Source organism: Agrobacterium sp. SOY23, assembly GCF_027212525.1.
GTDB classification, from domain to species: Bacteria; Pseudomonadota; Alphaproteobacteria; order Rhizobiales; family Rhizobiaceae; genus Agrobacterium; species Agrobacterium tumefaciens_I.
Genome location: NZ_JAPWDT010000006.1, coordinates 263,691 through 289,522 on the forward strand (window position 1 = coordinate 263,691; position 25,832 = coordinate 289,522).

Sequence of the window (25,832 nt, forward strand, 5' to 3'; positions counted from 1 at the left end):
GGGAGCGGCATTAACGATGATTTTAATGCCTGTTTTCATTGTATAATTTAATACTTCTTCGAATGCTCAATCTTTCGCTGGATTGCCGGAAGTACAATCTTTGAGGGTTGTTTTTTCGGTCTTGACGGAATTGCGAAAGATGCATCCGAGGCTGCCTGACATCCGAATGTTTCCAGCAGATTTATGACCGGCCGACAGCGATGCCGGACGGAAGCCCCATGCCTTTTACCCACCCCGAATTCTCCGAAGGAGGTTGAGACAATGCAACTTAAAAATGTTATTTTTGCCGGCCTTGTGGCCATCACGATGCAGGTTGACATCCCGTCCATGGGGCAGCCCACCCTTGCGAACGCCGCCGCCCTCACCAGCGAGCAGGCGGCCGCCTTCCAGTCCAAACTTGAACAGGCGGAAGCGAGCCGGGAACTGCTCGGCCGCCGATCCGTGTGCCTGATGGAGCATCTGACGGCGCAACAGCAGCTCAGCGCCGACCGCGAGCGGGCGCTGGGACAGGCCTTGTCCCTGCAGATCGAGCTGGAGCGGCAGGTGGTGCAATCCGAAGCCAGCGTGAAAGGTTATGAGGAGCTGGTCCAGTCTGAGAGCGACTATGTCAGAAGCCGCTATGCCGCTTTCGAAAAAGCCCGAAGGGAAACGGAGGAACAGGCTAAAAGAGTAAAAATCTGCAGCCAGGTGCTCATCTTCCTGCCCGGGATTTGCCAGGCCGGTGAAGCCATGGTCAAGGCGCTGGGCTGGATGAACGATGCGGAGCGGGAGCTCCGTGCCGCGCAGCCCCGGTTGCGCAGTGCCGAGGAAGCCCTTGCGGGCGTTCACAAGCAGCTGGAAGACACTCGCCGCCAGCTTGAGTCAGCGCGGCAGAGCCACGCGGAAAACCAGAACGCCGTGAATCAGCTCGAAGAGCAGATCATCAAGCTCAAGGCGGCGATTTCCACCATCAACGTCAAGGTTCAGGACTTCAACATCAAGGTCGGCAACTTCACCAATGCCCTCCAGGAAGCGCGTGAAGTCAATCCCGACGATGCGCAGATACGCCAGGTGACGCGGCTGTCCGAGGAAATCGCGGGTCTGACCGATAGCGTGCCGCAATTCATTTCCTCCACCGAAGCCGGCCTGCCGGACGAGGCGAAGCGTCGATGCTCGCCGTGAGCAATCACATGCCCATCGGAAACCAGTCACACATCAACAGGAGTCTTTAAAAATGAACAATGTCGTTAATTTTGAAAGCCGGGCCGCCCAGATCAACAGCGCGATCGACGCCGACGTCGAAGCGATCGTTTCGCAGCCGAACTTCAGCCTTCCCAAGTCGAATACGGCGCTCGTCCGATCCTATGTCGACAAGATTCAGGGAACCTACGATGTCGAGCGCGCCAAGCGCGATACCGACAACGCGATCGATCTGCTCTACATAGCCTACAACACCACGCCGCAGGAGGAGAGCGAGATTCGAAATCGCATCACCGCGATCATGAACGGCTTGATTACTTCGCAGCAGAAGAGCGAAATGGTCATGAGGCACGCGATAGATGTCGCCAACCGTATCGGCGTATCCGTCGCCGATCTTTTCCCGGAATGGCTCGATGTCCGGGAGGGAAATGACCAGGCCGAGGTCAAGGCGTTCGTCTCCAGCAAGCTGATAACACTGGCACGGAATATCCGCGATAAAGCACTGGATGTGCGTGACGACCTCATTTCCGTTGCGAAATCCTATGACGCCATCATCGAAAAAATAACCCAAACCACGAGCATGAGCGAAACGGCCTTGAGCCGGCGTCTCGAGGACAAGGCGGTGATGGAGCGGGAGATCCGGGAGGCCGATGCTCGGCGCGAGCAGCTTGAATCGCTCGTGAAGGAGCTGACGGCGGAGGTCGCGGAATTCGAAAAGAAGGCCCGTGAATATGAAAAGCGGGCCAATACGGCAGAAGACCGCGCTTTTGTCATGTCGATCGTCCGCGTCGGGGCGCAGATGATTTCAGGCGTCGTTCCCGCCATCGCCATGGTCGCCGGTGGCCCGGCCTCCATGCTGGCCTCCTCGGTCGGTGGCGCGCTTTCGGGACAGTCCAAGGGTGGCCAGGGTGCTGACGGGCAGGGGCAGGGTGGCGGCTCCCGCACGCCGACGGGCGGCGACAAGGCGGATGCCGCCGCAACGCAGAGCAAACTTTCCGAGCAGAAAGCCGAATTGCGCAAAAGCGAGGAAAAACGCGATACCTTGAAGAAGGATATCAAAGTGTTGGAGGACAACAGGTCGGCGCTGGCGAAGGACGCCAAGGGTGCCGATCCGGAATCGAGCAAGGCGGTCGAGCTTGCCGAACTCGATAAACGCCTGACCGCGCGCGCTGCGGAGCTGAAGGCGCAGGAGGAAAAGATTGCAGGTCAGCAGACCCTGGTTTCCAGCCTGCAGGCTTCGCTCGATGCGCTCGACAAGGGGCTGGGAAAGCTTACCGATGAGCAGCAGCAGCAGGCGGCGAGCCTGCGTGAAATCCAGATGCAGATGATCGACAAGGCGGAAGCATATCAGAAGGAGCGCCGCAACCAGACCGCTGAACTCATAAAGATCAATGCGCTCCTGAAAGGAAAACAGGCCGAGGACGACAAGATCAAGCTCGCGGTCCAGTCGCTCAATGTCAGCATCACGGCGCTGAAACGCATGAAGGAGATCATTCAGGAAATCGCCTTCTTCTTCAAAGGCTTCGCTGATTTCATGCAGGCCGTGGCCGACGATGCCGAGCACCAGATCAAGGCTATCGACAATGTTGCCGAGCTGGAGGTCATTCGCAAGAACCGCTTCGCCCAGCTCGTTCGCTCCGTCGACGAGTTCTTCGTCAGGCAGACCGCCCAGTGGCATGCGGTGGTGATCGTCTCCGACCTGTTCAACCGCAGCTTTGCGGATGGGTGGTCGACGCTGAACAAGCTGCAGGGCACCTATATCCCTAGCGGCGAGTTGCCGAACTATCTTGCCGGGATCGCGGGGAAACTCAGCGCCATCGTCGCTGAACGCGAGGCCGCTGCGGACGCAAAAATCGCGTCTTTGCAGGCCTATCGCAAGGACCTGAGCAAAACGGGCTGATCCCGCGAGCCTGCCGTTCCTTTCCCGGCCCGGCAGGTATCGCCGCCATGGTCCGTACCGGAAGACGTCCCCTTCGGCAAAAGGGATCATGGGTAAATGCCCTGCCGGCGCAGATGCCGGCAGGGTGGCCACCGAAACCTCAGCATTCACCCCACCCGGAATCAGTGACGGGCATCCGGTTGCCATCGCAGCCACCGCCCGCAATTTTCAAGGAGAAGGCCATGCCGATAGTCAACGACCCTCCCGTTCTGGTCCCCCAGGACACACCCGCCTGGTGCTTTGCCGCCGTCGAACAGATGGTGCGGGCCTTTTATGGGCTTCCCGCAGCTTCGCAATACGACATTGCAAGGCGCAACACCGAGGCGCTCGCGACCGTCGATCCTCAGGTTCGGGAAAGCTGGGAACTGGCGCAGGTTCTGGATCAATCCGCCGGCATCGATGAAATGGGCGGAGCCAATCCGGACAGTAATATCGTCAAGCTTGTGTCGAGCCAGTGGAACGCCTTCGATCACACAACGACCGGCGGTCACTTCGTCGACGTTCTGACGGCCGACATCGTCAGACACGAGATCGATGACAACCGCGTCTTCGTGATTGGAACGGAGCACCACTACTACCTCGTCTACGGTTACACCGTGAAGGGCAAGGATCTCGAACTTCATATCCTCGATCCATGGCCGGCCGGGCGGGGCGGGGCCAGAACGCGCCTCGGCCTCCAGGAGTTTCTGGGCATGCCGGCCCGCGTCACCATAACCTTCGGCTAAGCCGGCGGGCCGACCGCAATCCCATCGATCGCCGGTCATATCCCGGCACCCAATCAACACCAAATCCCATCATGCGATCCCGCACATCAAAGTCCGGGAACAGATGGCTCATATCCAGAAAAGGAGATACACATGCCACTTCTCAGCAATTTCGTGGTCAAGCATATCCGGCCCTTCGGTGAAGCAGGCTATAATGCCTTCGGCAATGACCAGACCATCGAGTTCCTCTCAAGCCTCGGGCTGGATACGGAGGAAATCACCAATATCTTCGCCGCATGGCGTCTGGCCGCCCTGGCCGATCCCGTCGGCGAGAGCAACCTTCTCGTTGCGGCAGCAAACGCGCTGGCGCAGGCTCGATGGGAGTACCTCTATGAGACCCAGATGAGCACGGTGCTTTTCCTCGACGATGTCCAGCTTGAATCGCTCAGCCATCTCGCGCCGGGGGCAAACCGCAATTTTTCCTGGCGATCCCCGACGCCCATCGCCGCCGCGGTGACCATTCGCAACGGCAGCAACCAGCATCACATCATCTGGGAGGCGACGGGTTTCTCCGGCGGCACCGATGAAAATGGCTGGATTTCGCACTTTGCCGATCTGTTGCCGACCGGGCGATAGGCCCTTCGCCGGATAACAGTCAGAGACGCCGGAAAGTGCGCGCGACTTTCCGGCGTCGGAGCAACCAGCCCCTTCATATCCCTGTCATAATGGTGTCTGATACCGAAATCGTTTTGAGGCCGATATGTGTTGACGAATTGCCGTTGCACGCAGGGAGTTCTTCGTGAAATCGTCAACACAGGTAATGCGCACCGAAGCGGACAGCCGTAAACAGGGAGCCCCCGGTGAGGTTTTCGCGGCCTTCCTGAAGCTCGGCGTCACCTCCTTCGGCGGGCCGATTGCCCATCTCGGTTATTTTCGCGATGAGCTGGTCGTGCGGCGCAAATGGATCGATGAGGCCGGTTATGCCGATCTCGTGGCGCTCTGTCAGTTTCTGCCTGGCCCGGCGTCCAGCCAGGTGGGCTTTGCGCTGGGGTTGCTCAGAGCCGGGCCGCTCGGGGCGCTGGCGGCCTGGACGGCGTTTACCCTGCCATCCGCCATCCTTCTTCTTCTCTTTGCCACGGTCGCGGCCTCCATCGAAGGCCCGGTTGGCACGGGCCTCCTGCATGGGCTGAAGATCGTCGCCGTTGCCGTGGTGGCGCAGGCGGTGTGGGGCATGGCGAAAAGTCTTGCGCCGGATCGTGAGCGCGCCAGCATCGCGCTGGCCGGCATCGTCTGCGTGGTGTTCGTCGCCGGTGCTTTCGGGCAGATACTGGCGCTCGCCGTCGGCGCCGTGGCCGGGCTTGTCTTCTGTCGCTCCGATGCCGCAGGGCAGGCCACCCATCTCGCCTTCCGGGTGCCGAAAAGCGTCGGATATGTCGCGCTTGCCAGTTTCGCCCTGCTTCTCGGCCTGCTGCCGCTGCTTGCGGCGGTGGCGGCATCGCAGGGCCTCTCTTTGTTTGATGCCTTTTACCGCGCCGGCGCGCTGGTCTTCGGCGGTGGCCATGTGGTGTTGCCGCTGCTGCAATCGGAAGTCGTCGCCACCGGCTGGGTCACGAAAGATGCCTTCATCGCCGGTTATGGCGCCACCCAGGCCGTGCCCGGCCCGCTCTTCACCTTTGCCGCCTATCTGGGCGCTGTGGTGGGGCCGCAGCCCAATGGCATCGCCGGCGCGGCCATCGCCCTTGTCGCGATCTTCCTGCCGGGCATGCTGCTGCTCGTCGGCGCGCTTCCCTTCTGGGAAGGTTTCCGCAAATACCGGCTGGCGCAGGCCGCCATGCGCGGCGCCAATGCCGCGGTCGTCGGCATTCTCGGCGCAGCCCTTTATGATCCGGTCTGGACAAGCGCGATCTTCACGCCGAAGGATTTCACCCTTGCGCTTGCGGGTTTCATCCTGCTGACGGTCTGGAAAACCCCGCCATGGGCCGTGGTCTCGCTCTGCGCGGCCGGCGGCGTCCTGCTTGCCCTGATATAGCTTCGCTCACGCGGCACCGATGGTCTCGAACATCCAGTCGGAAAATGCCTGCATTGCGGGTGTCGGCGGTTTTGATTGCAGCCGAGTCAGCCAATAGCTTCCAAGCGAGATGGTCACGGGAAAGGGCTGAATGACCTCCCCTGAGGCCAGAAGCCGCGAAAACATCGATGGCGGCGCGAGCGCCACGCCCAGACCCTGCAACGCTGCCTCCATCATGCCGAGCGACGTATCGAAAACAATGCCGGCAGTCACCTGCGCCGCCGGCGTCACCCCGGCCGCTGCAAACCAGTTGCTCCATTCATCGGCCCTGTAGCTGCGCAGCAGCGTTGCTTCCATCAGGTCGGCGGGCGATTTCAGCGCCTCGGCCAGCTTCGGTGTGCAGAGCGGCGAAAGCGGCGCCTCGAAAAGCCGGAAGGCATCCGTACCGTGCCAGGAGCCCTGGCCGAAACGAATGGCGAAATCCAGCCCTTCAGCGGCCATATCCACCCGGTTGTTATTGGTGGAAACCCTGACGTCGATGAAGGGCTGGCGTTTTTGAAACGCCTTCAGCCGGGGCAGCAGCCAACCCACGGCAAAGGTTCCGACAACGCCCAGAAACAGCAATTCGCGTACCTGTCCGGCCTCGATCCGGTCGAGCGTCGTCGCCATCTGGTCGAAGGAGCTGGTCACCGTCGGCAGCAGGGCCTCGCCCTCGGCGGTGATCTTCAGGCCGCGCGGCAACCGCTGGAAAAGGGCGACGCCCAGCCGCTTTTCCAACCCCTTCACCTGCTGGCTCACGGCCGCCTGCGTTACGCACAGTTCAATGGCCGCGCGCGTGAAGCTCAGGTGCCGGGCCGATGCCTCGAAAGCCCTCAGGCCGTTCAGCGGAAGAAATTGACGTACCATTCAAGACCTAGATTTTCTTGTGTCTCTTCCGAGATATCATGATTTGTTCGTGCAATGTAGGGCGGTTAAACGTTCTTTCGCTGGGGATGGCGAACAGCCGAAAAATCCACCTGAAGTTTTGGAGAACGCGAAAGATGAAATTTAATCGCAGACATATCGCACTGGCTGCCCTGCTCTCGACGGGCCTGTTCACGCAGGCTTCCGCCGCCGATGATGCCCGGCTGAAAGCGATAACGGATGCCGCGATCAGGCCCGTCATGGAGAAAAACGGCATTCCGGGTCTTGCTGTCGGCATCAGCGTCGGTGGTGAAAACCACATCTTTACCTATGGCGTCATGTCCAAAAGCACCGGCCAGCCCATTACCCCGCAGACGCTTTTCGAACTCGGCTCCATTTCCAAGACCTTCACGGTCACCCTCAGCACCTATGCCGAAATGAATGGCCAGCTTTCGTTGTCCGGCAAGGTTGAAGATTATCTTCCTTCCATGAAGGGCAGGCCCTTTGGCGATGTCGCGCTGATGCATCTAGGCACCCACACCGCCGGCGGCTTTCCGCTTCAGGTGCCGGATAGTGTCGAGACGGAACAGCAGCTCCTGGCCTATCTCAAGGCCTGGAAACCCTCCTACAAGCCCGGAACCCACCGGACCTACGCCAATCCCAGCATCGGAATGCTCGGATATATCACTGCAAAGGCCATGGGCCAGGGTTTTGACAGCGCCATGCAGGACACGCTGTTCCCGGCGCTTGGCCTGAAGAACACCTTCACCGTGGTGCCCAAGGCAAAGATGGCCGATTATGCGCAGGGTTACAAAAGAAATGGCGATCCGGCCCGCGTGACACCGGCCATTCTCTCTTCGGAGGCCTATGGCGTCAGGTCGACGGCAGAGGACATGATCCGCTTCGTCGATGCGAATATGGGGCTCGAAAAGCTGGATGGAAAAATCCGGCAGGCGGTCCTCAACACCCATACGGGATATTTCAGCGTCGGTGCCATGACGCAGGACATGATCTGGGAGCAATATGCCCAGCCGGCCGCGTTGAAAACGCTGACCGAAACAAATTCCGGCGCCTTGCTGAAGACGATCCCGGTCTCCGAGATCACGCCCCCTTTGAAACCGAGCGAGGATGTCTTCATCAACAAGACCGGTTCCACCAATGGTTTTGGTGCCTATGTGGCTTTCATTCCGAAGCAGAAACTTGGCATCGTCATTCTGGCCAATAAAAACTATCCCAATGAGGAGCGTGTCTCCGCAGCCTATGAGATTTTGACGGCGCTGGGCGCGGCTAAATAGGCCCGCTCCGCTGAGCCATGACGAAATGCGACCGGCGCAGGAAGATATCATTCCTCCGCGGTTGCGCCGCTTTTGACGGCGAGGCGGTCACGGTAATCCGGCCCTATCGCAGCAGTCTCGCAATCTGGCCGAACACGATGATCGCCAATCCGCCGAGTACCGCCGTGATTGCCAGCGACGCGGTGATGCCGATCCCTGACATGGCCAGTGCCAGTACGAAAGGCGCAAGGGCGGAGAGGATCAGGCGGGCCGCCATCGTCTTTCCCTGAAGCTGTCCATACCCGTCGCTTCCGAACAGGTATAGCGGCAGCGAACCGCTGACGATGCTGAGCAGGCCATTGCCCATGCCGAAGATCACCGCAAACAACATGGCGCCCGGCACCGAAGGAGCCGTCAGCAGGAGGACGACCACGCCTGCCGGGATGAGCCCGGCGGCGATCAGGGCGAGATGGGTCGCTTTGACATTCCTTCCCAAAACCATGTTGATCAGCCGGCTCGCAACCTGTGACGGACCAAACAACGTTCCGACGACGGCTGCCGTCGCGCCGAGCCCAAGCCCCGACAGGAGCGGGACCATGTGGACGAGCACGGCGGAACTGACCAGCGACATGAGGGAGAAGCCGGAGACCATTAGAAGGAACCCGAGTTTGCGGCGTGCTGCCGGCAACGCCCCTTCGATCCGGGCGGCGGCCTGTCTTCCCGCTGCCCGATATCTGGAGGCGTTCCGCGCGAGCCAGGCGTGGATTGGCAGGCATAACAGCAGGTTGAGGCAGGCGAATACCAGATAGACCTGTTGCCACGACATATGGGCGTGCAAGGCCGTTGTGATCGGCCAGAACAAGGTCGACGCAAACCCGGCGATAAGCGTCAGATATGTGATGCTGCGCGATGCGGCCTGAGGCTGGAGCTGAACGAGAAGCGCAAAGGCTGCCCCATATTGCACGAGGTTGGCCGCGACTTCCACGGCGATCAGTGCCGCGACGTAGGATGTTCTGTTCGGCGCATAGGCACAGGCCATCAAAGCCGCTGCCGCCACTGCCGAACCCATGGTCATGACTCGCCCGGCTCCGAGCAGGTCGAACAGCCTGCCGAGCCAGGGCGCTGTCAGTCCGCCGATTAGCAGCGCGGCCGACAGGGCGGCGAATATCCATTCGGGCGACAGCGCAAAATGGCTTGCCATGTCGGGAGCGAGAATGCTGAAGCTGTAATAGAGGGTGCCATAACCGATGTTCTGGGTTATCCCCAACAACAGGATCGCAATAACAGGCACCCGCTCAGGCGGCATGGCAGCCTCCGGGCGCTTCAGCGGCAGGCATGTAGCGCGCGAAACTGTTCATTGAACCTCGTCCGTCGCGGATGTGCCGCAGGGGGCATCGGGTGCCGTAACCCAACTCTTCGGGTGTCCGCTGCAACATTCTTCCATCAGAAAGCGTGCCAATCCGCTGAGAGCATTGAAATTTGCCGCATAGATGATCGAGCGGGCTTCCCGCCGCTGGCCGATAAGTCCGGTGCGATCCAGTTCCTTGAGGTGGAAGGAGACATTTGACGGTGAGACCTCCAGACTTTCCGCTATGGAGCCCGCAGACATTCCATCAGGGCCGGCCACCACCAGCATCCTGACGATCTGCAATCGTGTCTCCTGGGACAAGGCACCGAAGGATGCGAGGGCCTGACGCTCATCCATATTTCAATAGTCCTTTAAATATTGAAGGGATACGTAGCCCGGATGATCGCCCCCGGCAAGGCCTGTCTTGGGAGAAGGCTTGGCCTTCACCACTTTTTGCGGTAACCAGACGGAATGATAAAAACATCGAGTATCACCTGCATCTAGCTCCCGCCTGAGTGCGAGGAGCATCCGGCGCAAAACCGGTCGGTTTCGCGCCTGGCGTATGCTTGCCTGAAGGCAGGCGAATGCGAACAGATGCAGTGAGACAACTCCAATGGAAAACTATTTCGAAAGCCCGTTCCGGGGCATTACGCTCGACAGACAGGTGAAGAGCCCGAACCTCGTGGTCGGGAAATACAGCTATTATTCCGGCTATTATCACGGTCATAGCTTTGAGGATTGCGCCCGTTATCTGTTGCCGGATGAGGGTGCCGACAGGCTGGTGATCGGAAGCTTCTGCTCGATCGGCTCGGGGGCTGCCTTCATCATGGCGGGCAATCAGGGCCATCGCAACGAGTGGATCAGCACCTTTCCGTTTTTCTTCATGCCCGAAGTGCCGGAATTCGAGAACGCCACCAACGGCTATCTGCCGGCGGGCGACACCGTCATCGGCAATGATGTCTGGATCGGTTCGGAAGCGATCATCATGCCCGGCATCACCGTCGGTGATGGCGCGGTAATCGGAACGCGGGCGCTGGTGACGAAGAATGTCGAACCTTACGCCATCGTCGGTGGAAATCCCGCAAAAACGATCCGCAAGCGGTTCGACGACGACAGCGTCGCCCTGTTGCTTGAGATGAAGTGGTGGGATTGGCCGGCGGAGCGGCTGAAAGCCGCGATGCCGCTGATGACCAGCGGCAATGTCGCGGAGCTCTATCGTTTCTGGCGGTCCGATAAGTCCTAACGGTCAAAATTGCCGGCCCGCCTCAACGGGGCGGGCCGGTGTTCCTGCCACATCAGGACAGATGATGCGGCTTCTGCAGCCCGTAGACGGGCGTCTTCAGCCCTGCCTGTCTGGCCTTGAGCTGGAGCGACAGATATTGCGAATAGTGCCGTGACTGATGCAGGTTGCCGCCGTGGAACCACAGGGCGTCCTGCCGGGTCGGTTTCCACATGTTGCGCTGCTCGCCCTCCCATGGGCCGGGGTCCTTGGTGGTTTCGGAGCCGAGCCCCCAGCATTTGCCAACCTTGTCCGCCACTTCGCGGGAAATGAGATCGGCCGCCCAGCCATTCATCGAACCGTAACCGGTGGCATAGACCACCAGATCGGCGGGCAGTTCCGTGCCGTCCTTCAGCACCACGGCATTTTCGGTGAGATGGGAGACATCCACGCCAGATTTCAGCTTGATAGAGCCATCAATCACCAGATCGCAGGCCCCGACATCGATGTAATAACCCGAGCCGCGACGCAGATATTTCATGAAGAGACCGGACTCGTCGTCGCCGAAATCGAGCATGAAGCCGGCCTTTTCCAGTGCCGCGTAAAAATCGGCATCCTGTTCGCGGATCCGGTCGTAAATCGGAACCTGGAATTCATGCATGATCCTGTAGGGCAGGGAGGCGAAGATGAGGTCGGCCTTGCGCGTGGTCATGCCGTTCGCAACCGCCCGCTCGGAATAGAGATCGCCGAGACCGATCTCCATCAGCGAGTCAGACTTGACGATATGGGTGGAGGAACGCTGCAGCATGGTGACGTCAGCGCCCGCTTCCCAGAGCGCCGCGCAGATATCATGCGCCGAATTGTTGGAGCCGATCACTACGACCTTTTTGCCGGCATAGGCGTCCGGGCCGGGGTGCTGCGAGGAATGCTGCTGTTCGCCCTTGAAGATATCCTGCCCGGTGAACTTCGGCACATTGGCCTTGCCGGACATGCCTGTCGCCAGCACCAGCTGTTTCGGCCGCAGCACGACTTCCTTGCCGGCGCGATCGACGACCACCGTCCATTCGCCCGTCGCCTCGTCATATTGCGCCGATTTGCAGGTGGTGGAGCCCCAGTAATTCAGCTCCATGACCCTGGTATACATTTCCAGCCAGTCGCCCACCTTGTCCTTCGGCGTGAAAACCGGCCAGTTTTCCGGGAAGGGGATATAGGGCAGGTGGTCGTACCAGACGGGGTCGTGCAGGCAGAGCGATTTATAGCGTTTGCGCCAGCTGTCGCCGGGCCGCTCATTCTTTTCGATGATGATCGTCGGCACGCCGAGCTGGCGGAGGCGCGCGCCAAGCGCAATGCCGCCCTGTCCGCCGCCGATGATGACGACATAGGGCTGCTCCGAATAGCCGAGTTCGGCGGCCTCGGTCTCACGCTTTTCCTTCCAGGTCGTGCGGTTACGGCCATGGCCGTGTTCTGCGCCCATGGGGCGGCGAATGCCTTTCGGTTCCTCGTGGCCTTTCAGTTCACTCATGGTGGTGAGCAGGGTCCAGATCAGCCCGTCCTTCAGGCGGATGTGGCCGTAACCGCGAGCGGCCCCGGTCTCGAATTCGAACCAGCCTTCGGTGACGCCATTGCCTTCCGAAGCCTGCTCCTTCACATCCTGCACGAAACCGGAGGGCTTGATCGCGGAAAGCTGGCTGGTCAGCATGTCGCGGATCTGCTCGCGGCCTTCCAGTGTCTTCAGGTTCCAGGTGAAGGTCACGAGATCGCGCCAGTAACAATCGGCCTGAAACAGGTTGACGGCGGCGTCTATGTCGCCGGCTTCAAGCGCGTTGCCGAGCTTCAGAAGAACCGTGTCGATTTTGGTGGCGGGACTGACATCAAGCATATTCATCTCCTCCATGGTGCTTGGTCTGATGGTGGAGCGGCGGTGTCGCCGTTCCTAAAGCCGATGGCCTGCGCATGCCGGGCTCCTCTTCCCGGCAGGCGCAGACGGAAGGCCTATTTCGAAAGGTCGATCAGGATTTTCAGATGCGTGCCGGCCGGGTCGAGCAGCGCATCGAAGCCCTCGGTCACGGCCGTATCGAGCGTGATGCGCTTGGTGACGATCTTCGTCGCCGGCAGCAGGCCCGAGGCAATGAGCCGGATGACGCGCGGCCAATAATGGGTCGGATAGGCCCAGGATCCCTTGATCTCCAGATCACGGAAGGTCACCTGGAACCAGTCGATCGGGTTTTCATGCGGGTGCAGCCCGGTCTGGACGACGACGCCCTGCTTGCGCACGGCGTCAACGCAAGCCTTGAGCGCATGTTCGTTGCCCACACATTCGATTGCGACATCGCAGCCAACCTTGCCTTCGGTTGCCGAGCGAACGACGTCTCCGACATTGTCACGCTTCGGGTTGATGGTGATGACATCGGGGATGACGTTGCGGGCAAGCTCGAGACGGGCATCATTCAGATCGGAGACAAATAGCTGGGTAGCGCCGGCTGCGCGTGCGGCCAGAAGCGTCAACATGCCGATGGGGCCGGCACCCGTGACCAGAACGCTGTTTCCGGCGGTAACGCCACCGCGATCACAGGCATAAACGGCGACGGCCGAGGGCTCCACCAGCGCTGCCTCTTCGTCGGTCATCTCGTCCGGAATTTTCTGGACGTTATAGTCGTTGACAAGTGCGGCTTCTGCCATGCCGCCGCCATCCCAGCTGAGGCCGACCAGTGCCAGCTGCGTGCTGAGATGGAAAAGGCCACGATCAGCGAAATAATCGCCGGATCGCGGCATGACGAGCGGCTGGATGGAGACGCGGTCACCGACACTGACGGAGGTCACGCCTTCGCCGATCGCCTCAACCACGCCGCCAAATTCATGGCCCAGAATCTGCGGGCCATGGGCGCCGGTAAAGGGATGCGGTTCGGTGGGAATGAAGATCGGGCCATAGCTATATTCATGCAGATCGGTGCCGCAGATGCCGACGAAGCGGTTGCGGACGAGGACCTGTCCCGGGCCAGGCCGTTTCGGCTCGGCAATGTCTTCGATCCGCAAATCCTTGGCTGCATGAAATCTGAGCGCGCGCATGTTTTCTCCTCGATGGCACTTGATGCCAGAGAAGGTGCAATGCCCATGCCAGCACGGTTTTCTCCACCGAAGACCTGAAATTGCTGGGTTTTACCGAAAAGCCTGTTTTGCAACCCGCCACAGCTGCGGCGCTACAGCTGTGGCATATGCCTCACCTTCAGTGAGGTTTTCCAATGCCGAGGCGCCGTATACGGCGGTGGAGGGTCGTGCGGTCGACACCGAGCCGGCGGGCGGCCTCGGATACATTGCCGTTGCAGGCGGCAAGCAGCGCACGAAGGTCGGTGCCGTTGCTGTCGATCATGGGCGTGGAGGATGCGGGGGTGAGCTGCTCCGGAAGGTCTTCCGCCGTAATCACACCGTCGTCGCAAAGGGCCGCTGCAAAGGCGATCGCATTGTCCAGCTCACGGATATTGCCCGGCCAGCGGTGGTGAAGGATCGTCAGGCGGGCAGCGTTGGAGAGCGTCAGCGGCCGGCCGGGCATGCCGTGTTTTTCGAGTATCCTGTCGAGAAGCCACGGAAAATCGTCGCGTTCGCTGAGTGCCGGCAGCGTCAGGACCGCCGCGTTCAGCCGGTAATAGAGGTCTTCGCGGAATGCACCTGTTCGCACCATGTCGTTCAGGGGACGGTGAGATGCCGAAATCACTCTAAAATCCACCTTCTGCGGGGTGGAACCACCAACCGGCAGAACCTCGCCTTCCGCCAGAACGCGCAAAAGCCGGCTCTGGGCCGCAAACGCCATGTCGCCGATCTCGTCGAGGAAAAGCGTCCCGCCCTGCGCCTCTTCCACCAGCCCCTTGCGACCTTTCGCCAGAGCGCCGGTGAAGGCGCCCGGCAGATAACCGAACAGTTCACTTTCGATCAGCTGTTCGGGAATGGCGGCGCAATTGACGGCAACGAAGCGGCCGGAAACACCGCTGGCATCGTGAATGATGCGGGCGAGGTGTTCCTTGCCGGTGCCGGTCTGGCCCTGCAGCAGGATGGGTAGTCTTGCGGGTGCGAGTTTCTCCACCTTCCGCCTGAGATTTCGAACCGCCGGGCCGTCACCGCCGATCCTCTCCGTTACCGGCTGCGGTTTCGAGCGGGCAAGCGGAACGGTCGACCTGCGCTGTTGTGGTTCGATCGCGTGCGCATAAAGCACGGTCCCGTCTCTGACGATGATGCGTCTGTCCTGGGGCAGGCTGGAGCGGGTAAGTGAGGCAAGCTCATCGAAATCGGCTTCGAAAAACTCCTCCACCCGCTGTCCGAGAAGGCGCTCGGGCATGCGCCAGTCGAGGCCGCGGGAGGCGGCGAGAAGACGGGCTGCGGCGTGTGTCATGCCGGTGATGCGGCCGGAACCGTCGACCGACAGGGCCGCTTCGGGGTCGACATCCAGAAATTCCGGCGCGCCTGCAAAGCGCAGAACGAGATCATGGCGGCTGCTGGCCATCAGATTGGCAAGTTCGATTCTACGCACGGTGGAAGAGACGAGGTGGCGGGCCATGTTCTGGCTCGTTTTCAGGATCGGCGAACTGAGCAGCGAAATATCGAGTACGGCGGTGAGCGCGCCCTGCGTATCGTAGATCGGCGCTGCCGTGCAGGAGAGCGGCGTGTGCGTCACATCGAAGTGATCGGTCTGGTGGATGGTGAGCGGCTCGCCCGTTGCGATGCAGGCACCGACGGCACAGGTGCCGGCGCGGGGTTCCGACCATTCCGAGCCCAGATAAAGCCCGGCCTTGCGCAGATTATTGTTGAAGGAGGGATCGCCCAGGAACTCAACCGTCACGCCCTGCCGATCGGAAAGGAGAAGGACGTAATTCTGCTCAGCCACCTGCCGGTAAAGCCGTTCCAGGCCGGAGCGGGCAATGTGCACAAGGTCTTCCGCCTGCTGGCGATGCTCGCGAAGACGTGTCTCGGAAACGATGACCGCTTCGCGCGCCTTGGTCGGATCGAGCTGGTAGGTGTCGAGGCAACGCCGCCAGGATTCCAGCACCACCGCATCCCGGCCGGTATTCCTGCCCTGACCGACGGTCTCGATTTCCTTGATGTGATCCGAAAAACCCATAAACCACCGGCTCTGGACAGCCGCCTCCCGTGATTTTTCCGGCGATCATAACCAGTTTTATGAAACCTGGCTAATCTTCCGGCGATTTTTCAGCCCGTGGGATCGGATGAACTGGCGGCGCTACGCGAGGCTGGGTTTCCCCTCACGGTCCGGGCATCATCAACTGACATTTGAGCTGCGCGTCTGCAAACGTCGCAACCGGACCTCCATCTGCCTTTTTGCCTGAATGTCACCGCACCTGATGGCCACTGCCACGCCTTCCACCCAGGCCGCTGCGGCACCGTCATTGTCTCCCAACCGCGCTCGGCATTCGCCGAGTTCTGCCCATACCGCCGAATAGTCGGGATTCTGCCGGATGGCCTCTTGCAGATGTTGCGCGGCGTCTTCGAATTGCCGCGCTTCCACCAGCGCCTTCGCGATGGAAAAGCGCAGGACGGCGCTATCCCTTCCGCTTTCCAACACCTTCATGAGCTTTTCAATCATCGTTATTCCGTTGCAATGGTGATGCCTGTTGCAAATCGGTACGACGTCAAGCGTGGTTGAGGTCAAGCGAAGATTTCGGCCCTTTTGGCAGGGTGTTTCACTTCGCCATGCGCCGCAATGCAACCGGGTCCCATATGTCGTCAAGCGGCCCCTTGAGGGCGGTTCGCGGGGGAATGAGTTGCGGTGCGATGATGGTGACGTCGGGTTCCGTCCGGTTTTCCTCCAGCAGTTCGAAGCCTTTTTCGAGCATCTGCGCGATATCGGGTTTGATCATGTAAACCGGGAAGGGAAGAAAAGACGCGAAGGGGTCGTAGTCGAAGCAGCCGACGACGATGTCGCCAAAGGCCTCGCCGTCATGGCGCCCCATGAAACGCAGCAGCCCCTCGAAATTGATCGAGGAATTGACGAAGAAACAGCGGGGCAGGCGGCCCCTGCGGGCAAAGAAACGCTCAAATGCCAGTTCCGTCATGTGCGGTGAATAGCCGGTGATCTCGATGTCATCACCGCTCTCAACGCCGAAATAATCGGCTTTCGCGGCATGAAAGCCGTCAATACGCTCGCGGCTGGCGTGGTCGTCATGGCCGCCGAACAGTATGACGTCATCCGGGCCAAGAGGACCGCCCTTTTCCGCATGGGCAAGGATCGCCGCTGTCAAAATTTCCGCGCCGTGCCGGTTGTCGGAAATGACCGAGGAGGCAAATTTGCCCGGCAGGTCGATGTTCACATGCGGAAGGGCTGCGCGTGCGCAGACCTGATGCACGCCATCGGGATCGGTCACACCGGCGATGAAGAGGGCATCGATCGAATAGGCGATCAGGGTCTCGACGGTGCGCCGCTCCTCCTCGGGATCGCGCCGGCCGGAAACGACCATGGGCGACAGGCCACGTTTGCGGGCTTGCCCCTCGAAGGTTTGCGCCATCGATGAAAAGAAGCGGTTGTCATAAACCGGCACCAACAGCCCGACGAGGCCGGATTTCGAACTTCTAAGGCCGCGCGCCTGCAGGTTCGTGGTGTAGCGCTGGGCCTTGGCGAGCGAGAGAATCTTGTCAGCGGTTTCTTCCGAAATCCGCCGCTTGCGCCATGATCCGTTCAACACCGCACTGACCGTCGAGGCGGAAGCGCCGGACAATATCGACAAGTCATAAATGGTGGCTTTCTTGGAACTTATGCCCGTCACTGTGATCTCCCCAACTGATTCCGATTATTAGAGCACGCATCCCCTTGACGGAAGGGCGCTTCATGTTATGGTTATTGCACCATCGATTGTGCAAATTGGCAATATCGATTGTGCATGATGGTTGCTGTGGGAGTGGCAAGGGAGAGTCTCGAATAAGCGAGATGAGAAATTTTGAACGCGTCCGGGAAAAACGGGCTGCGGGCGGATTTCGTTTGCCGAATTTTTGAGGAGGAACATCAATGAAGAAAATTATTGCTGCGGCGGTTGGTCTGTCGCTTGCGTTGCTCTCATCCGCAGCCTTTGCCGAAGGGCCGAAGGTTGGCGTCGTTGTGAAGATCGGCGGTATCCCGTGGTTCAACGCCATGGAGGCCGGTATCAAGGAGCAGAGCAAGAAGCTCGGCGTTGACGGTTTCATGGTCGGTCCCACCAGTGCCGACCCGGCCCTGCAGGTTCGCGCGATCGAAGACCTGATTGCCCAGAAGGTCGATTTCATCGGTGTCGTGCCGAATGATGCCAAGGTGCTGGAGCCCGTGCTGAAAAAGGCGCAGGCCGCTGGCATCAAGGTCATCACCCATGAATCCCCGAAGCAGCTCGGCGCCGACTGGGATTTCGAACTCGCCTCCGCCAAGGGTTTCGGTGAAGCGCATGGCAAACTGCTCGCGGAAAAAATGGGCGGCAAGGGTTCTTATGCCGTCTTCGTCGGTTCGCTCACCGTTCCGCTTCACAACGCCTGGGCCGATGCCGCCATCGCCTATATCAAGGCAAACTATCCCGACATGAAGCTGGTCGGCGACCGCTACGGTGTGGCGGAAGATCTCGACAAGAGCCGTTCGACCGCACTTGACCTGATGTCGGCCAATGCCGACCTCAAGGGCTTCCTTGCCTTCGGTTCGCAGGGGCCGATCGGCGCCGGACGTGCCGTCGAAGAGCGGCGTAAGGACGGCAAGGTCTTCGTCATCGGTCCGTTCTCTCCGGGGCAGGGCGCCAAGCTGATCAAATCTGGCGCGCTGACGGGTGGCTTCATGTGGAACCCGAAGCAGGCCGGTGAGGTCTTCATCACGCTCGCCGACCGTATCGCCAAGGGCGAGACGCCCAAGGCCGGCGACACTATCGAAGGCCTCGGCACCATCAATCCTGAGGGCAACACCATCGTCGTCGACCAACTCTTGAAGATCGACAAGGAAAGCATCGACAAGCTCGTTTCCATGGGCCTCTGATCCTCCCCAAGGCCGAAGGCGTCGCGCGGGGAAAACGCCCGCGCGACGTCCATCCAGAATTTATGCCGAGCGCCACGTCTGCGATGCTTTCGCGGCGAAAGGAGAGATACGCTATCATGAGCGCAGAACCGCTCCTGTCCCTCAAGAGTGTCAAGGTCACCTTTGGTGGCGTGCGCGCCCTGAAGGGTGTTTCCTTCGAGGTCAATCCGGGGGAAGTGCATTGCCTTGCCGGCGAAAACGGCTGCGGCAAAAGCACCCTGATCAAGGTCATTACCGGGGTCTACACGCCGCAAAGCGATGCCGAGCTCTATTTCGATGGCAAACCCATCGCTGCTATGACCCCGACGCTGGCGCAATCGCTTGGCATTCAGGTGATCTGGCAGGATCTGGCGCTGTTCGATGAAATGACGGTGGCAGAGAATATCGGTTTCCAATATGCGGTGAACGGCAGATTTGGGCTGGTCGACAAGCGCGCAATCGAGAAGGCTGCCGAAAAAGCGCTGGCGCGTCTCGGCGTCTCGTTCGATCTCGACCGGCCGCTCAAGGAGCTGCCGATTGCCCAGCGCCAGATCGTGGCGATTGCCCGCGCGCTGGTTGGCGAAGCCCGTCTCGTTTTCATGGATGAACCCACCGCATCGCTGACGCAGTCGGAGACGGATTATCTGATCGACATCGTCCGCAACCTCTCGGCATCCGGTGTCGCGGTCGTCTTCGTCTCGCATCGTCTGGCGGAAGTGCTGGAGATATCGGATCGCATCACCGTTTTGCGGGACGGATCGCTTGTTGGTGTTTTCCCGGTCGAAGGCATGACCCAGTCGCGCGTGACCGAGCTGATGACCGGCCGCAACTTCGACAGCGCCGTCATTGCCGCCGACCACGATGACAAGCCTGTCGTTCTTTCCGTGCGCGGCCTGAGCCGGGCGGGTGAGTTCGAGGATGTTTCCTTCGATCTGCGGCGCGGAGAAACGCTCGGCATCACTGGCCTGCTCGGGGCCGGACGCACGGAACTGGCCCTGACGCTGTTTGGCATGCACCGGCCGCAATCGGGCGAAATTCTCATCGATGGAAAGAAGGTGGATTTCCATTCCAACCGGGACGCGATCCGGGCGGGTGTTGCCTATCTCTCCGAAGACCGACTGTCGCTTGGCCTGAACCAGCCGCAATCCATTGCCGACAATCTCGTCATGGCCTCGCTCGATAAGTTGCTGAGCGGCGGCCTCATCTCGCCATCGAAAAAGGCGGATGTCGTTTCCCGCTGGATTTCAGCACTCGGGGTGAAGATCGGCCTGCCGGAAGATCCGATCCGCACGCTCTCAGGCGGCAACCAGCAGCGTGTGGCGATTGCCAAATGGCTGGCGATCGGGCCGAAAATACTCATCCTCGATGCGCCGACCGTGGGTGTCGATGTCGGTGCCCGCGCCGGCATCTTCGAAATCGTCCGCAAGCTCGCGGCAGAGGGCCTGTCGATCATCGTCATCTCCGACGAAGCGCCAGAAGTCTATTTCAATACAGACAGGGTCATCCACATGGTCGAAGGCCGCTTCCACGCCACCTATGATCCGCGACGCCTGTCGCTGACCGAACTGGAGGCCGCCATCTATGCGTAGGCTCATACTCGGACATACGACCGAATTCACGTTGCTTGTGGTCATGGTCCTGCTCTGCACCGGGCTTTCTTTCGCCACCGACCGTTTCCTCACCATTTCCAACGCCTTCGATGTGCTGAATGTCTCGGCGGTCAACATCATCTTTGCGGTCGGCTTGCTTGTCGTGCTGATCTCTGGCGGTATCGACATTTCCTTCGCGGTCGCGGCCTCCGTCGTTCAATATGTCACGGTGCTGGCGCTCAATGCTCTCGGCGGCGGTAACTGGGCGGAGGGTTTCATCATCGCCGGTGCCGTTGGCCTCAGTCTCGGTTTCGTCAACGCCTTCCTCGTCTGGCGGCTGAACATCATCTCCATCGTCGCGACCATCTCCACCTTCAACATCTTCTTCGGCCTGTTGATGTTCTTTACCAAGGGCGTGTCGATCTATGACCTGCCGGAATGGCTTTCGACGCGCGTGGTGTTTTACGAACGCGAAATGTCCGATGGTTCCTGGGTGGAACTGACGCTGCCTGTGGTGGTGATGATCCTCTGCTGCGTCGCCACCTGGTTCATGATTTCGCGCACCACTGTCGGACGCAAGCTCTATGCCTTCGGTGACAATCCGGAAGGCGCTCGCCGCTTCGGCATTAATATCGGCGCCATGCACTACATCTCCTTCGGCTGGCTTGGCCTGATGGCGGGCATTGCCGGGCTCATGCAGGCGCATTATGCGCAGGAGGTGGTGCCCAATGCGCTTTATGGTCGCGAGCTGGATGTGCTTGCTGCCACCGTGCTTGGCGGCGCGCGGCTCGGCGGCGGCAAGGGTTCTGTCATCGGCTGCGTGCTCGGCGTGCTGATGGTGTCGATCACCCAGAACGGCCTCAACCTGATGGGTGTTTCTCCCTTTGCCTTCAAGATGATCGTCGGCGCCATCATTCTCGTCGCCATCACGCTCTCTTCGACCCGCTTCGACAAGCTTCTGCCGAGTGCGCTCCGCACATCCACGAAAAAGGGGAGCGTGCAGCGATGAACAGCCTCATCCGGAAATTCAACGCGATCTTCGGAGCCGACATGGCGGGCCCGGTGATTGCCTTCATCGCCGTCATGCTCATCTTCGGAACCTTTGCGGACAACTTCCTGTCGCTCGCAACATTCGGTTCGGTCGCCTTCCAGCTGCCTGAGCTTGGTTTGCTGACACTGGCGATGCTGTTGCCGCTGCTGACGGGCGGGATCAATCTGTCCGTCACCTTTGCGGCCAATCTGTCCGGGCTTGCCGCAGCCTGGGTGCTGCAGGCCCATGGTGGGGTGGATGCGCCGCCGAGCGCATTCCTGCTTGCCTGCCTTGCCGCACTTGTCACCGGCGGAGCCGCCGGAGCGATGACGGGAGCGGCGATAGCCTACACCCGCGCCCACCCCATTCTGGTGACGCTGTCGATGATGATCTTCCTGCGCGGACTGGGCGAGTTTCTGACGCGCGGCGGCGATGTCTCCGGTTTTCCGGCCTATATGGCGCCGCTCGGTCACGGCACGCTTCTTGGCCTGCCGATCCCGCTTCTGATTTTTACCGTCTGCGTCGGTCTCTGGCATGTGCTGTTGACGCGCACCAAGCTCGGCTTCGGCCTGTTGATGATCGGCTCGAATATCGAGGCCGCGCGTTATTCCGGTCTCAACACCCGCAAGATTCAGGTGCTCGTTTATACGCTATCAGGTCTGATGTGTGCGGTTGCCGGCATCATCATGCTTGCGCGTTTCAACTCCGTCCGTGTCGGCCATGGGGAATCCTATCTGCTGATCACGGTGCTGGCGGCCTTTCTCGGCGGCATCAATCCGTTCGGCGGTTTCGGCCGGGTGCTACCCGTCTTCGTCGCGCTCATCGTGCTGCAACTCCTGTCGTCTGGCCTCAATCTTCTCGGCGCCAACCAGCATCTGGCCACCGCGCTGTGGGGCGTTCTGATGATCGTCGTCATGGCGGCGCGCGGCCTGTTTTCCAGTTACTTTGCATCTCTCAGAAAGAAGGTATGACGTGAAAGGCCTCGGTGTTCACGCAATGATGTGGTCTCTGAAATGGGACCATGAAAATGCCGCCCGCGCCATTGCCGGTGCAGCCAGCTATGGTCAGGACTTCATCGAAATCCCGCTTGTCGATATCGCGTCCGTCGATGCGGAACACACGCGCAGCCTGCTTGAGCAGCATGATCTCAGTGCTGTCTGTTCGCTCGTGCTGCCGGAGCCGGCCTGGGCTTCTGTCCGTCCGCAAGCCGCCGTCGAGCATCTCAAGGCCGCCCTCGACAAGGCTGCCGCCATGGGGGCGAAGGCGCTGACGGGTGTCACCTATGGCGGCACAAACGAGCGTACCGGTTTTCCGCCGACGCAGGGTGAATATGACAATCTGACAAGGGCGCTATCCGAGGCTGCCGGCCACGCAAGAGCGCTCGGCCTGCAATTCGGCATCGAGACCGTAAATCGTTATGAAAACCATCTGCTCAACTCCGCCGAACAGGCGGTGGCGCTGGTGGAGCGCATCGGCGCCGATAACGTGTTTATCCATCTCGATACCTTCCATATGAATATGGAAGAAAAGGGCATCGCCAATGGCATCATCGCTGCCCGCAACCATCTGAAATATATGCATATGTCGGAAAGCGACCGCGGTACGCCGGGTTTCGGCAACGTCGCCTGGGACGAGGTGTTTTCGGCGCTCGCGGCCATAAGGTTCAACGGCGTCCTTGCCCTTGAGGGCTTTGCCGCGATGCCGGTGGAGATGGCGGGTGCGATTTCGACGTGGCGGCCCGTTGCGGCCAGCACTGAGGAGTCCCTGGAGAAGGGGCTGGCCTTTCTACGCGACAAGGCAAATCAGTACCGGATTTTCGAATAGCCGGTGGCGAGAACCACTTTTCGAGGCGAGGAGCATCTTGAGTAAAATTGACGATAATGCCGGTGAAATTGCCGGCCTCGCGCTGAAGCGTTTTGCCGGCTCGAATGGCCGGCGCGTGATGATTGCGATTGCCGGCGCCCCCGGATCGGGAAAATCAACTCTTGCCGAATGTGTGGTCGACGCACTGAACGCGGGCAACGGCGTGTCCGCTGCGCTGTTTCCGATGGATGGCTTTCATTATGACGATGTTGTGCTTGAGGCGATGAACCGGCGTGCCTTCAAGGGTGCCATCGATACCTTCGACGCGCACGGGCTGCGCCATATGCTTGAACGTCTCAAGGCTAATGAGGACGATGTCGTTGCCGTGCCGGTCTTCGATCGCGCCATCGAGATTGCCCGCGCCGGCGGCCGGCTGATCCCGCAATCCGTCGATATCATCGTCTGTGAGGGCAATTATCTCCTTGCCAGCCAGTCGCCATGGCATCGTCTCAAATCAATCTTCGATCTCACAGTCTTCGTGGATGTCGAGGAGGACGATCTGCGTGCGCGGCTGCGAGACCGCTGGCTGAGATTCGGTCTCGGCGAAGACGAGATCAACCGGAAGGTGGAGGAGAACGATCTTCCCAATGGCCGCTTCATCACGTCCACAAGCGCGGAACCTGATTTTCGCGTCAGAAATCCGGGAAAAGGCGCCGCGTCCTGAGCCCGCCTGAATGACTGCGCCTCCCTATTCAAAGTCAAGCGAAACAGAAAAACGAAAGAGACACCCATGAAACACGGCATCTATTATTCTTACTGGGAACATGAGTGGAGCGCCAAGTTCGGTCCCTATATCGAGAAGGTCGCCAAGCTCGGTTTCGACATCATCGAAGTCGCCGCACACCACATCAACGAATATAGCGACGCCGAACTTGCGACCATCAGGCAGAGCGCGAAGGATAACGGCATCATCCTCACCGCCGGCATCGGCCCGTCGAAAACGAAGAACCTGTCGTCGGAAGATGCTTCGGTGCGTGCGGCCGGCAAGGCGTTTTTTGAACGGACCCTTTCCAATGTCGCCAAGCTCGACATCCGCACCATCGGCGGTGCATTGCATTCCTATTGGCCAATCGATTATTCGCAGCCCGTCGACAAGGCAGGCGATTATGCGCGCGGCGTCGAAGGTATCAACGGCATTGCCGATTTCGCCAATGATCTCGGTATCAACCTGTGCATCGAAGTCCTCAACCGCTTTGAAAACCATGTCCTCAACACGGCGGCCGAAGGCGTCGCTTTCGTGAAGGATGTCGGCAAGAACAATGTGAAAGTCATGCTGGATACGTTCCACATGAACATCGAGGAAGACAGCTTTGGCGAGGCCATCCGAACGGCTGGCCCGTTGCTGGGTCATTTCCACACCGGAGAGAGCAATCGCCGCGTTCCGGGCACGGGCAGGATGCCGTGGCATGAAATCGGTCTTGCGCTTCGCGAGATCAATTACACCGGCGCGGTCGTCATGGAGCCCTTCGTGAAGACGGGCGGCACCATCGGCTCGGATATCAAGGTCTGGCGTGATCTCAGCAATGGCGCTGATATCGCGAAAATGGATGAGGATGCCCGCAATTCACTGGCATTCTCCCGCTTTGTCCTTGGCGGCTGATTTGCGACAATATCCTGACCGGGCGGCAGCGATTTGCGGTCGCCCGGTTCGGCACTGCCACCATCCGCGAGTTGAACAGGCCATCGCTTGCGGCTAAAACTCCAGTGTCTCTTCAGGATCAAAACGATCCGTCCAAGGCCACTGGTTTCATGATCCCTGTCGCACTGCCATCCGTCGAAGCGCTGCTTTTCCTCGCCTTCCTTCTCGTCACGACTTTCGTCTGGATCGTCTGGACACTGGGGCTCGTCCTTCGATATGCGGCGGGACGCTGGAAGCGACCGATGCTGCTGCCCTATGGGCTGGTAAGCGCTGTCGCAATTTTCACCCTGTGGCAGATTGGTGATTTTTATATCCAGATGAATGCCTATGAAAATGAGAGGGTGGCGCGATACCGCCCGGAACTCTCGGAGCCGACACGCCTTGGCCAGATCGATATGCCCAAAGGCACGAAACTTGAACTGTCGGTCGCCGATACACCGGAATCCTTCAATCGCGCCCTGTTTCCGCATCCCGTATCGGTCGCGAATATCGATGCCGTGGAGATCGCCCGTTATATCTCGATCAAAACCAACGAGAATTACGAGACGATCGGCTTTACGCCTGACAATATGCGGATAACCGGCAAGGGCGTGACCACCCAGAGCGGCTGGCGCTGTGACGCGACACAGCCTGTGCAATTCGACCTGAAGCCCGATGGCGGCATATCCGCGTTCAGCACATGCATTCTTGCCGAAGGCAATGTCGTTGATGGCATCACCCTGCCGAAAGGTACGTTCCTGCGGTCCTCAACCGGCAATGTCTACACCGATGGCTTTGTCGATTCCGACAGATGGGTTCTCGACGCGCCGGAAGGTCAGATCGTCCGGATCGATAATTTCGATCTTTCTGAGGCAACACTTGCCCTTGATGGCGAGCGAAAACTCCACGAGGTTCGAAGAGGCGTCCTGTCAAAAGATGCAACGCTCGGAACGCATCACCATGCCGCCGGCAGCACTGTTCGTTATAATCCCCGGCATCTTCGGAATGACTATCCCGGTGCATGGCTGATAGTGCCGCCTCTGCCCGCCTCCGATGCTCCACCGGTTCCGGCGCATGATATCGTGCAGGGCAGAGACGGAAAGTTTCTGGCCGTTCTCGCGAACTGAGTCCCGCGGGGCGCGAGATGCCTGGGCAT

At 59.9% G+C, this 25,832-nt stretch carries 23 protein-coding genes; 15 read left to right on the forward strand and 8 right to left on the reverse strand.

All coding sequences use genetic code 11. From position 1 onward, the window contains the following. Positions 1-261 precede the first annotated feature (261 nt). The 5 genes from O3S81_RS18640 to chrA all read left to right on the forward strand — a co-directional run bounded on the left by O3S81_RS18640 (position 262) and on the right by chrA (position 5,851). On the forward strand, positions 262-1,161 hold the full coding sequence (locus O3S81_RS18640) for a hypothetical protein (protein ID WP_269345587.1): 900 nt from the start codon (positions 262-264) through the stop codon (positions 1,159-1,161). Positions 1,162-1,213: 52 nt separating this feature from the next. After that, positions 1,214-3,079, forward strand: a complete 1,866-nt coding sequence (locus tag O3S81_RS18645) for a tyrosyl-tRNA deacylase (protein ID WP_269345589.1) — start codon at positions 1,214-1,216, stop codon at positions 3,077-3,079. Between the two features lie 221 nt (positions 3,080-3,300). After that, a complete protein-coding gene (locus O3S81_RS18650) occupies positions 3,301-3,843 on the forward strand; it encodes a hypothetical protein (protein ID WP_269345590.1) in 543 nt (180 codons plus the stop codon). A gap of 132 nt (positions 3,844-3,975) precedes the next feature. Beyond that, positions 3,976-4,458, forward strand: coding sequence for a hypothetical protein (locus tag O3S81_RS18655; RefSeq protein WP_269345592.1), 483 nt, complete (start codon positions 3,976-3,978; stop codon positions 4,456-4,458). Between the two features lie 184 nt (positions 4,459-4,642). Then, entirely contained in the window at positions 4,643-5,851 is a 1,209-nt protein-coding gene (chrA, locus tag O3S81_RS18660) for a chromate efflux transporter (protein WP_269345782.1), read from the forward strand. Positions 5,852-5,857: 6 nt separating this feature from the next. Here the strand turns inward: chrA and O3S81_RS18665 are convergent, their stop codons facing one another. After that, complete coding sequence (locus O3S81_RS18665; RefSeq protein WP_269345594.1) at positions 5,858-6,736, reverse strand: LysR substrate-binding domain-containing protein; 879 nt, start codon at positions 6,734-6,736, stop codon at positions 5,858-5,860. A gap of 134 nt (positions 6,737-6,870) precedes the next feature. Between O3S81_RS18665 and ampC the strand changes: the two genes are divergently transcribed. Beyond that, the gene (ampC, locus tag O3S81_RS18670) at positions 6,871-8,028 is read left to right on the forward strand and encodes a class C beta-lactamase (RefSeq protein ID WP_269345596.1); all 1,158 of its coding nucleotides are present in this window, start codon (positions 6,871-6,873) and stop codon (positions 8,026-8,028) included. 103 nt (positions 8,029-8,131) lie between these two features. On the opposite strand, the gene arsK is transcribed toward ampC, so the two are convergent. Next, complete coding sequence (gene arsK / locus O3S81_RS18675; RefSeq protein ID WP_269345598.1) at positions 8,132-9,313, reverse strand: arsenite efflux MFS transporter ArsK; 1,182 nt, start codon at positions 9,311-9,313, stop codon at positions 8,132-8,134. A 48-nt stretch (positions 9,314-9,361) separates the two neighbouring features. Continuing rightward, complete coding sequence (locus O3S81_RS18680; RefSeq protein ID WP_269345601.1) at positions 9,362-9,712, reverse strand: ArsR/SmtB family transcription factor; 351 nt, start codon at positions 9,710-9,712, stop codon at positions 9,362-9,364. A 256-nt stretch (positions 9,713-9,968) separates the two neighbouring features. On the opposite strand from O3S81_RS18680, the gene catB reads away from it, so the two are divergent. Continuing rightward, a complete protein-coding gene (gene catB / locus O3S81_RS18685; RefSeq protein WP_269345603.1) occupies positions 9,969-10,598 on the forward strand; it encodes a type B chloramphenicol O-acetyltransferase in 630 nt (209 codons plus the stop codon). A gap of 52 nt (positions 10,599-10,650) precedes the next feature. On the opposite strand, the gene O3S81_RS18690 is transcribed toward catB, so the two are convergent. The 5 genes from O3S81_RS18690 to O3S81_RS18710 all read right to left on the reverse strand — a co-directional run bounded on the left by O3S81_RS18690 (position 10,651) and on the right by O3S81_RS18710 (position 17,341). Beyond that, entirely contained in the window at positions 10,651-12,453 is a 1,803-nt protein-coding gene (locus tag O3S81_RS18690; protein ID WP_269345605.1) for an NAD(P)/FAD-dependent oxidoreductase, read from the reverse strand. A 113-nt stretch (positions 12,454-12,566) separates the two neighbouring features. Beyond that, positions 12,567-13,640: a 2,3-butanediol dehydrogenase gene (locus O3S81_RS18695; RefSeq protein ID WP_269345607.1), complete on the reverse strand. Its 1,074-nt coding sequence runs from the start codon at positions 13,638-13,640 to the stop codon at positions 12,567-12,569. Between the two features lie 157 nt (positions 13,641-13,797). Then, entirely contained in the window at positions 13,798-15,681 is a 1,884-nt protein-coding gene (locus O3S81_RS18700) for a sigma-54-dependent Fis family transcriptional regulator (RefSeq protein WP_269345609.1), read from the reverse strand. Positions 15,682-15,840: 159 nt separating this feature from the next. Then, positions 15,841-16,164, reverse strand: coding sequence for a tetratricopeptide repeat protein (locus O3S81_RS18705; protein ID WP_269345610.1), 324 nt, complete (start codon positions 16,162-16,164; stop codon positions 15,841-15,843). A 97-nt stretch (positions 16,165-16,261) separates the two neighbouring features. Then, positions 16,262-17,341 (reverse strand): LacI family DNA-binding transcriptional regulator, encoded by a 1,080-nt coding sequence (locus O3S81_RS18710; protein ID WP_269345611.1) that lies wholly within the window; start codon positions 17,339-17,341, stop codon positions 16,262-16,264. A gap of 239 nt (positions 17,342-17,580) precedes the next feature. On the opposite strand from O3S81_RS18710, the gene O3S81_RS18715 reads away from it, so the two are divergent. From O3S81_RS18715 to O3S81_RS18750, 8 genes are all read left to right on the forward strand, one after another. Further along, complete coding sequence (locus O3S81_RS18715; RefSeq protein WP_269345613.1) at positions 17,581-18,558, forward strand: substrate-binding domain-containing protein; 978 nt, start codon at positions 17,581-17,583, stop codon at positions 18,556-18,558. A gap of 116 nt (positions 18,559-18,674) precedes the next feature. After that, positions 18,675-20,165, forward strand: coding sequence for a sugar ABC transporter ATP-binding protein (locus tag O3S81_RS18720; protein ID WP_269345615.1), 1,491 nt, complete (start codon positions 18,675-18,677; stop codon positions 20,163-20,165). Beyond that, entirely contained in the window at positions 20,158-21,174 is a 1,017-nt protein-coding gene (locus O3S81_RS18725) for an ABC transporter permease (protein ID WP_269345617.1), read from the forward strand. Before O3S81_RS18720 ends, O3S81_RS18725 begins: the two co-directional genes overlap by 8 nt. Next, entirely contained in the window at positions 21,171-22,166 is a 996-nt protein-coding gene (locus O3S81_RS18730) for an ABC transporter permease (RefSeq protein ID WP_269345619.1), read from the forward strand. Before O3S81_RS18725 ends, O3S81_RS18730 begins: the two co-directional genes overlap by 4 nt. A gap of 1 nt (position 22,167) precedes the next feature. Continuing rightward, the gene (locus O3S81_RS18735; protein ID WP_269345621.1) at positions 22,168-23,019 is read left to right on the forward strand and encodes a sugar phosphate isomerase/epimerase family protein; all 852 of its coding nucleotides are present in this window, start codon (positions 22,168-22,170) and stop codon (positions 23,017-23,019) included. A gap of 37 nt (positions 23,020-23,056) precedes the next feature. Then, positions 23,057-23,722 carry a nucleoside triphosphate hydrolase gene (locus O3S81_RS18740; protein WP_269345623.1) on the forward strand — a complete coding sequence of 222 codons (666 nt, stop codon included), beginning with the start codon at positions 23,057-23,059 and terminating at the stop codon, positions 23,720-23,722. A gap of 66 nt (positions 23,723-23,788) precedes the next feature. Further along, a complete protein-coding gene (locus O3S81_RS18745; protein ID WP_269345625.1) occupies positions 23,789-24,658 on the forward strand; it encodes a D-psicose 3-epimerase in 870 nt (289 codons plus the stop codon). A 149-nt stretch (positions 24,659-24,807) separates the two neighbouring features. Then, positions 24,808-25,803: a hypothetical protein gene (locus O3S81_RS18750; RefSeq protein ID WP_269345627.1), complete on the forward strand. Its 996-nt coding sequence runs from the start codon at positions 24,808-24,810 to the stop codon at positions 25,801-25,803. The last annotated feature ends 29 nt before the right edge of the window (positions 25,804-25,832 follow it).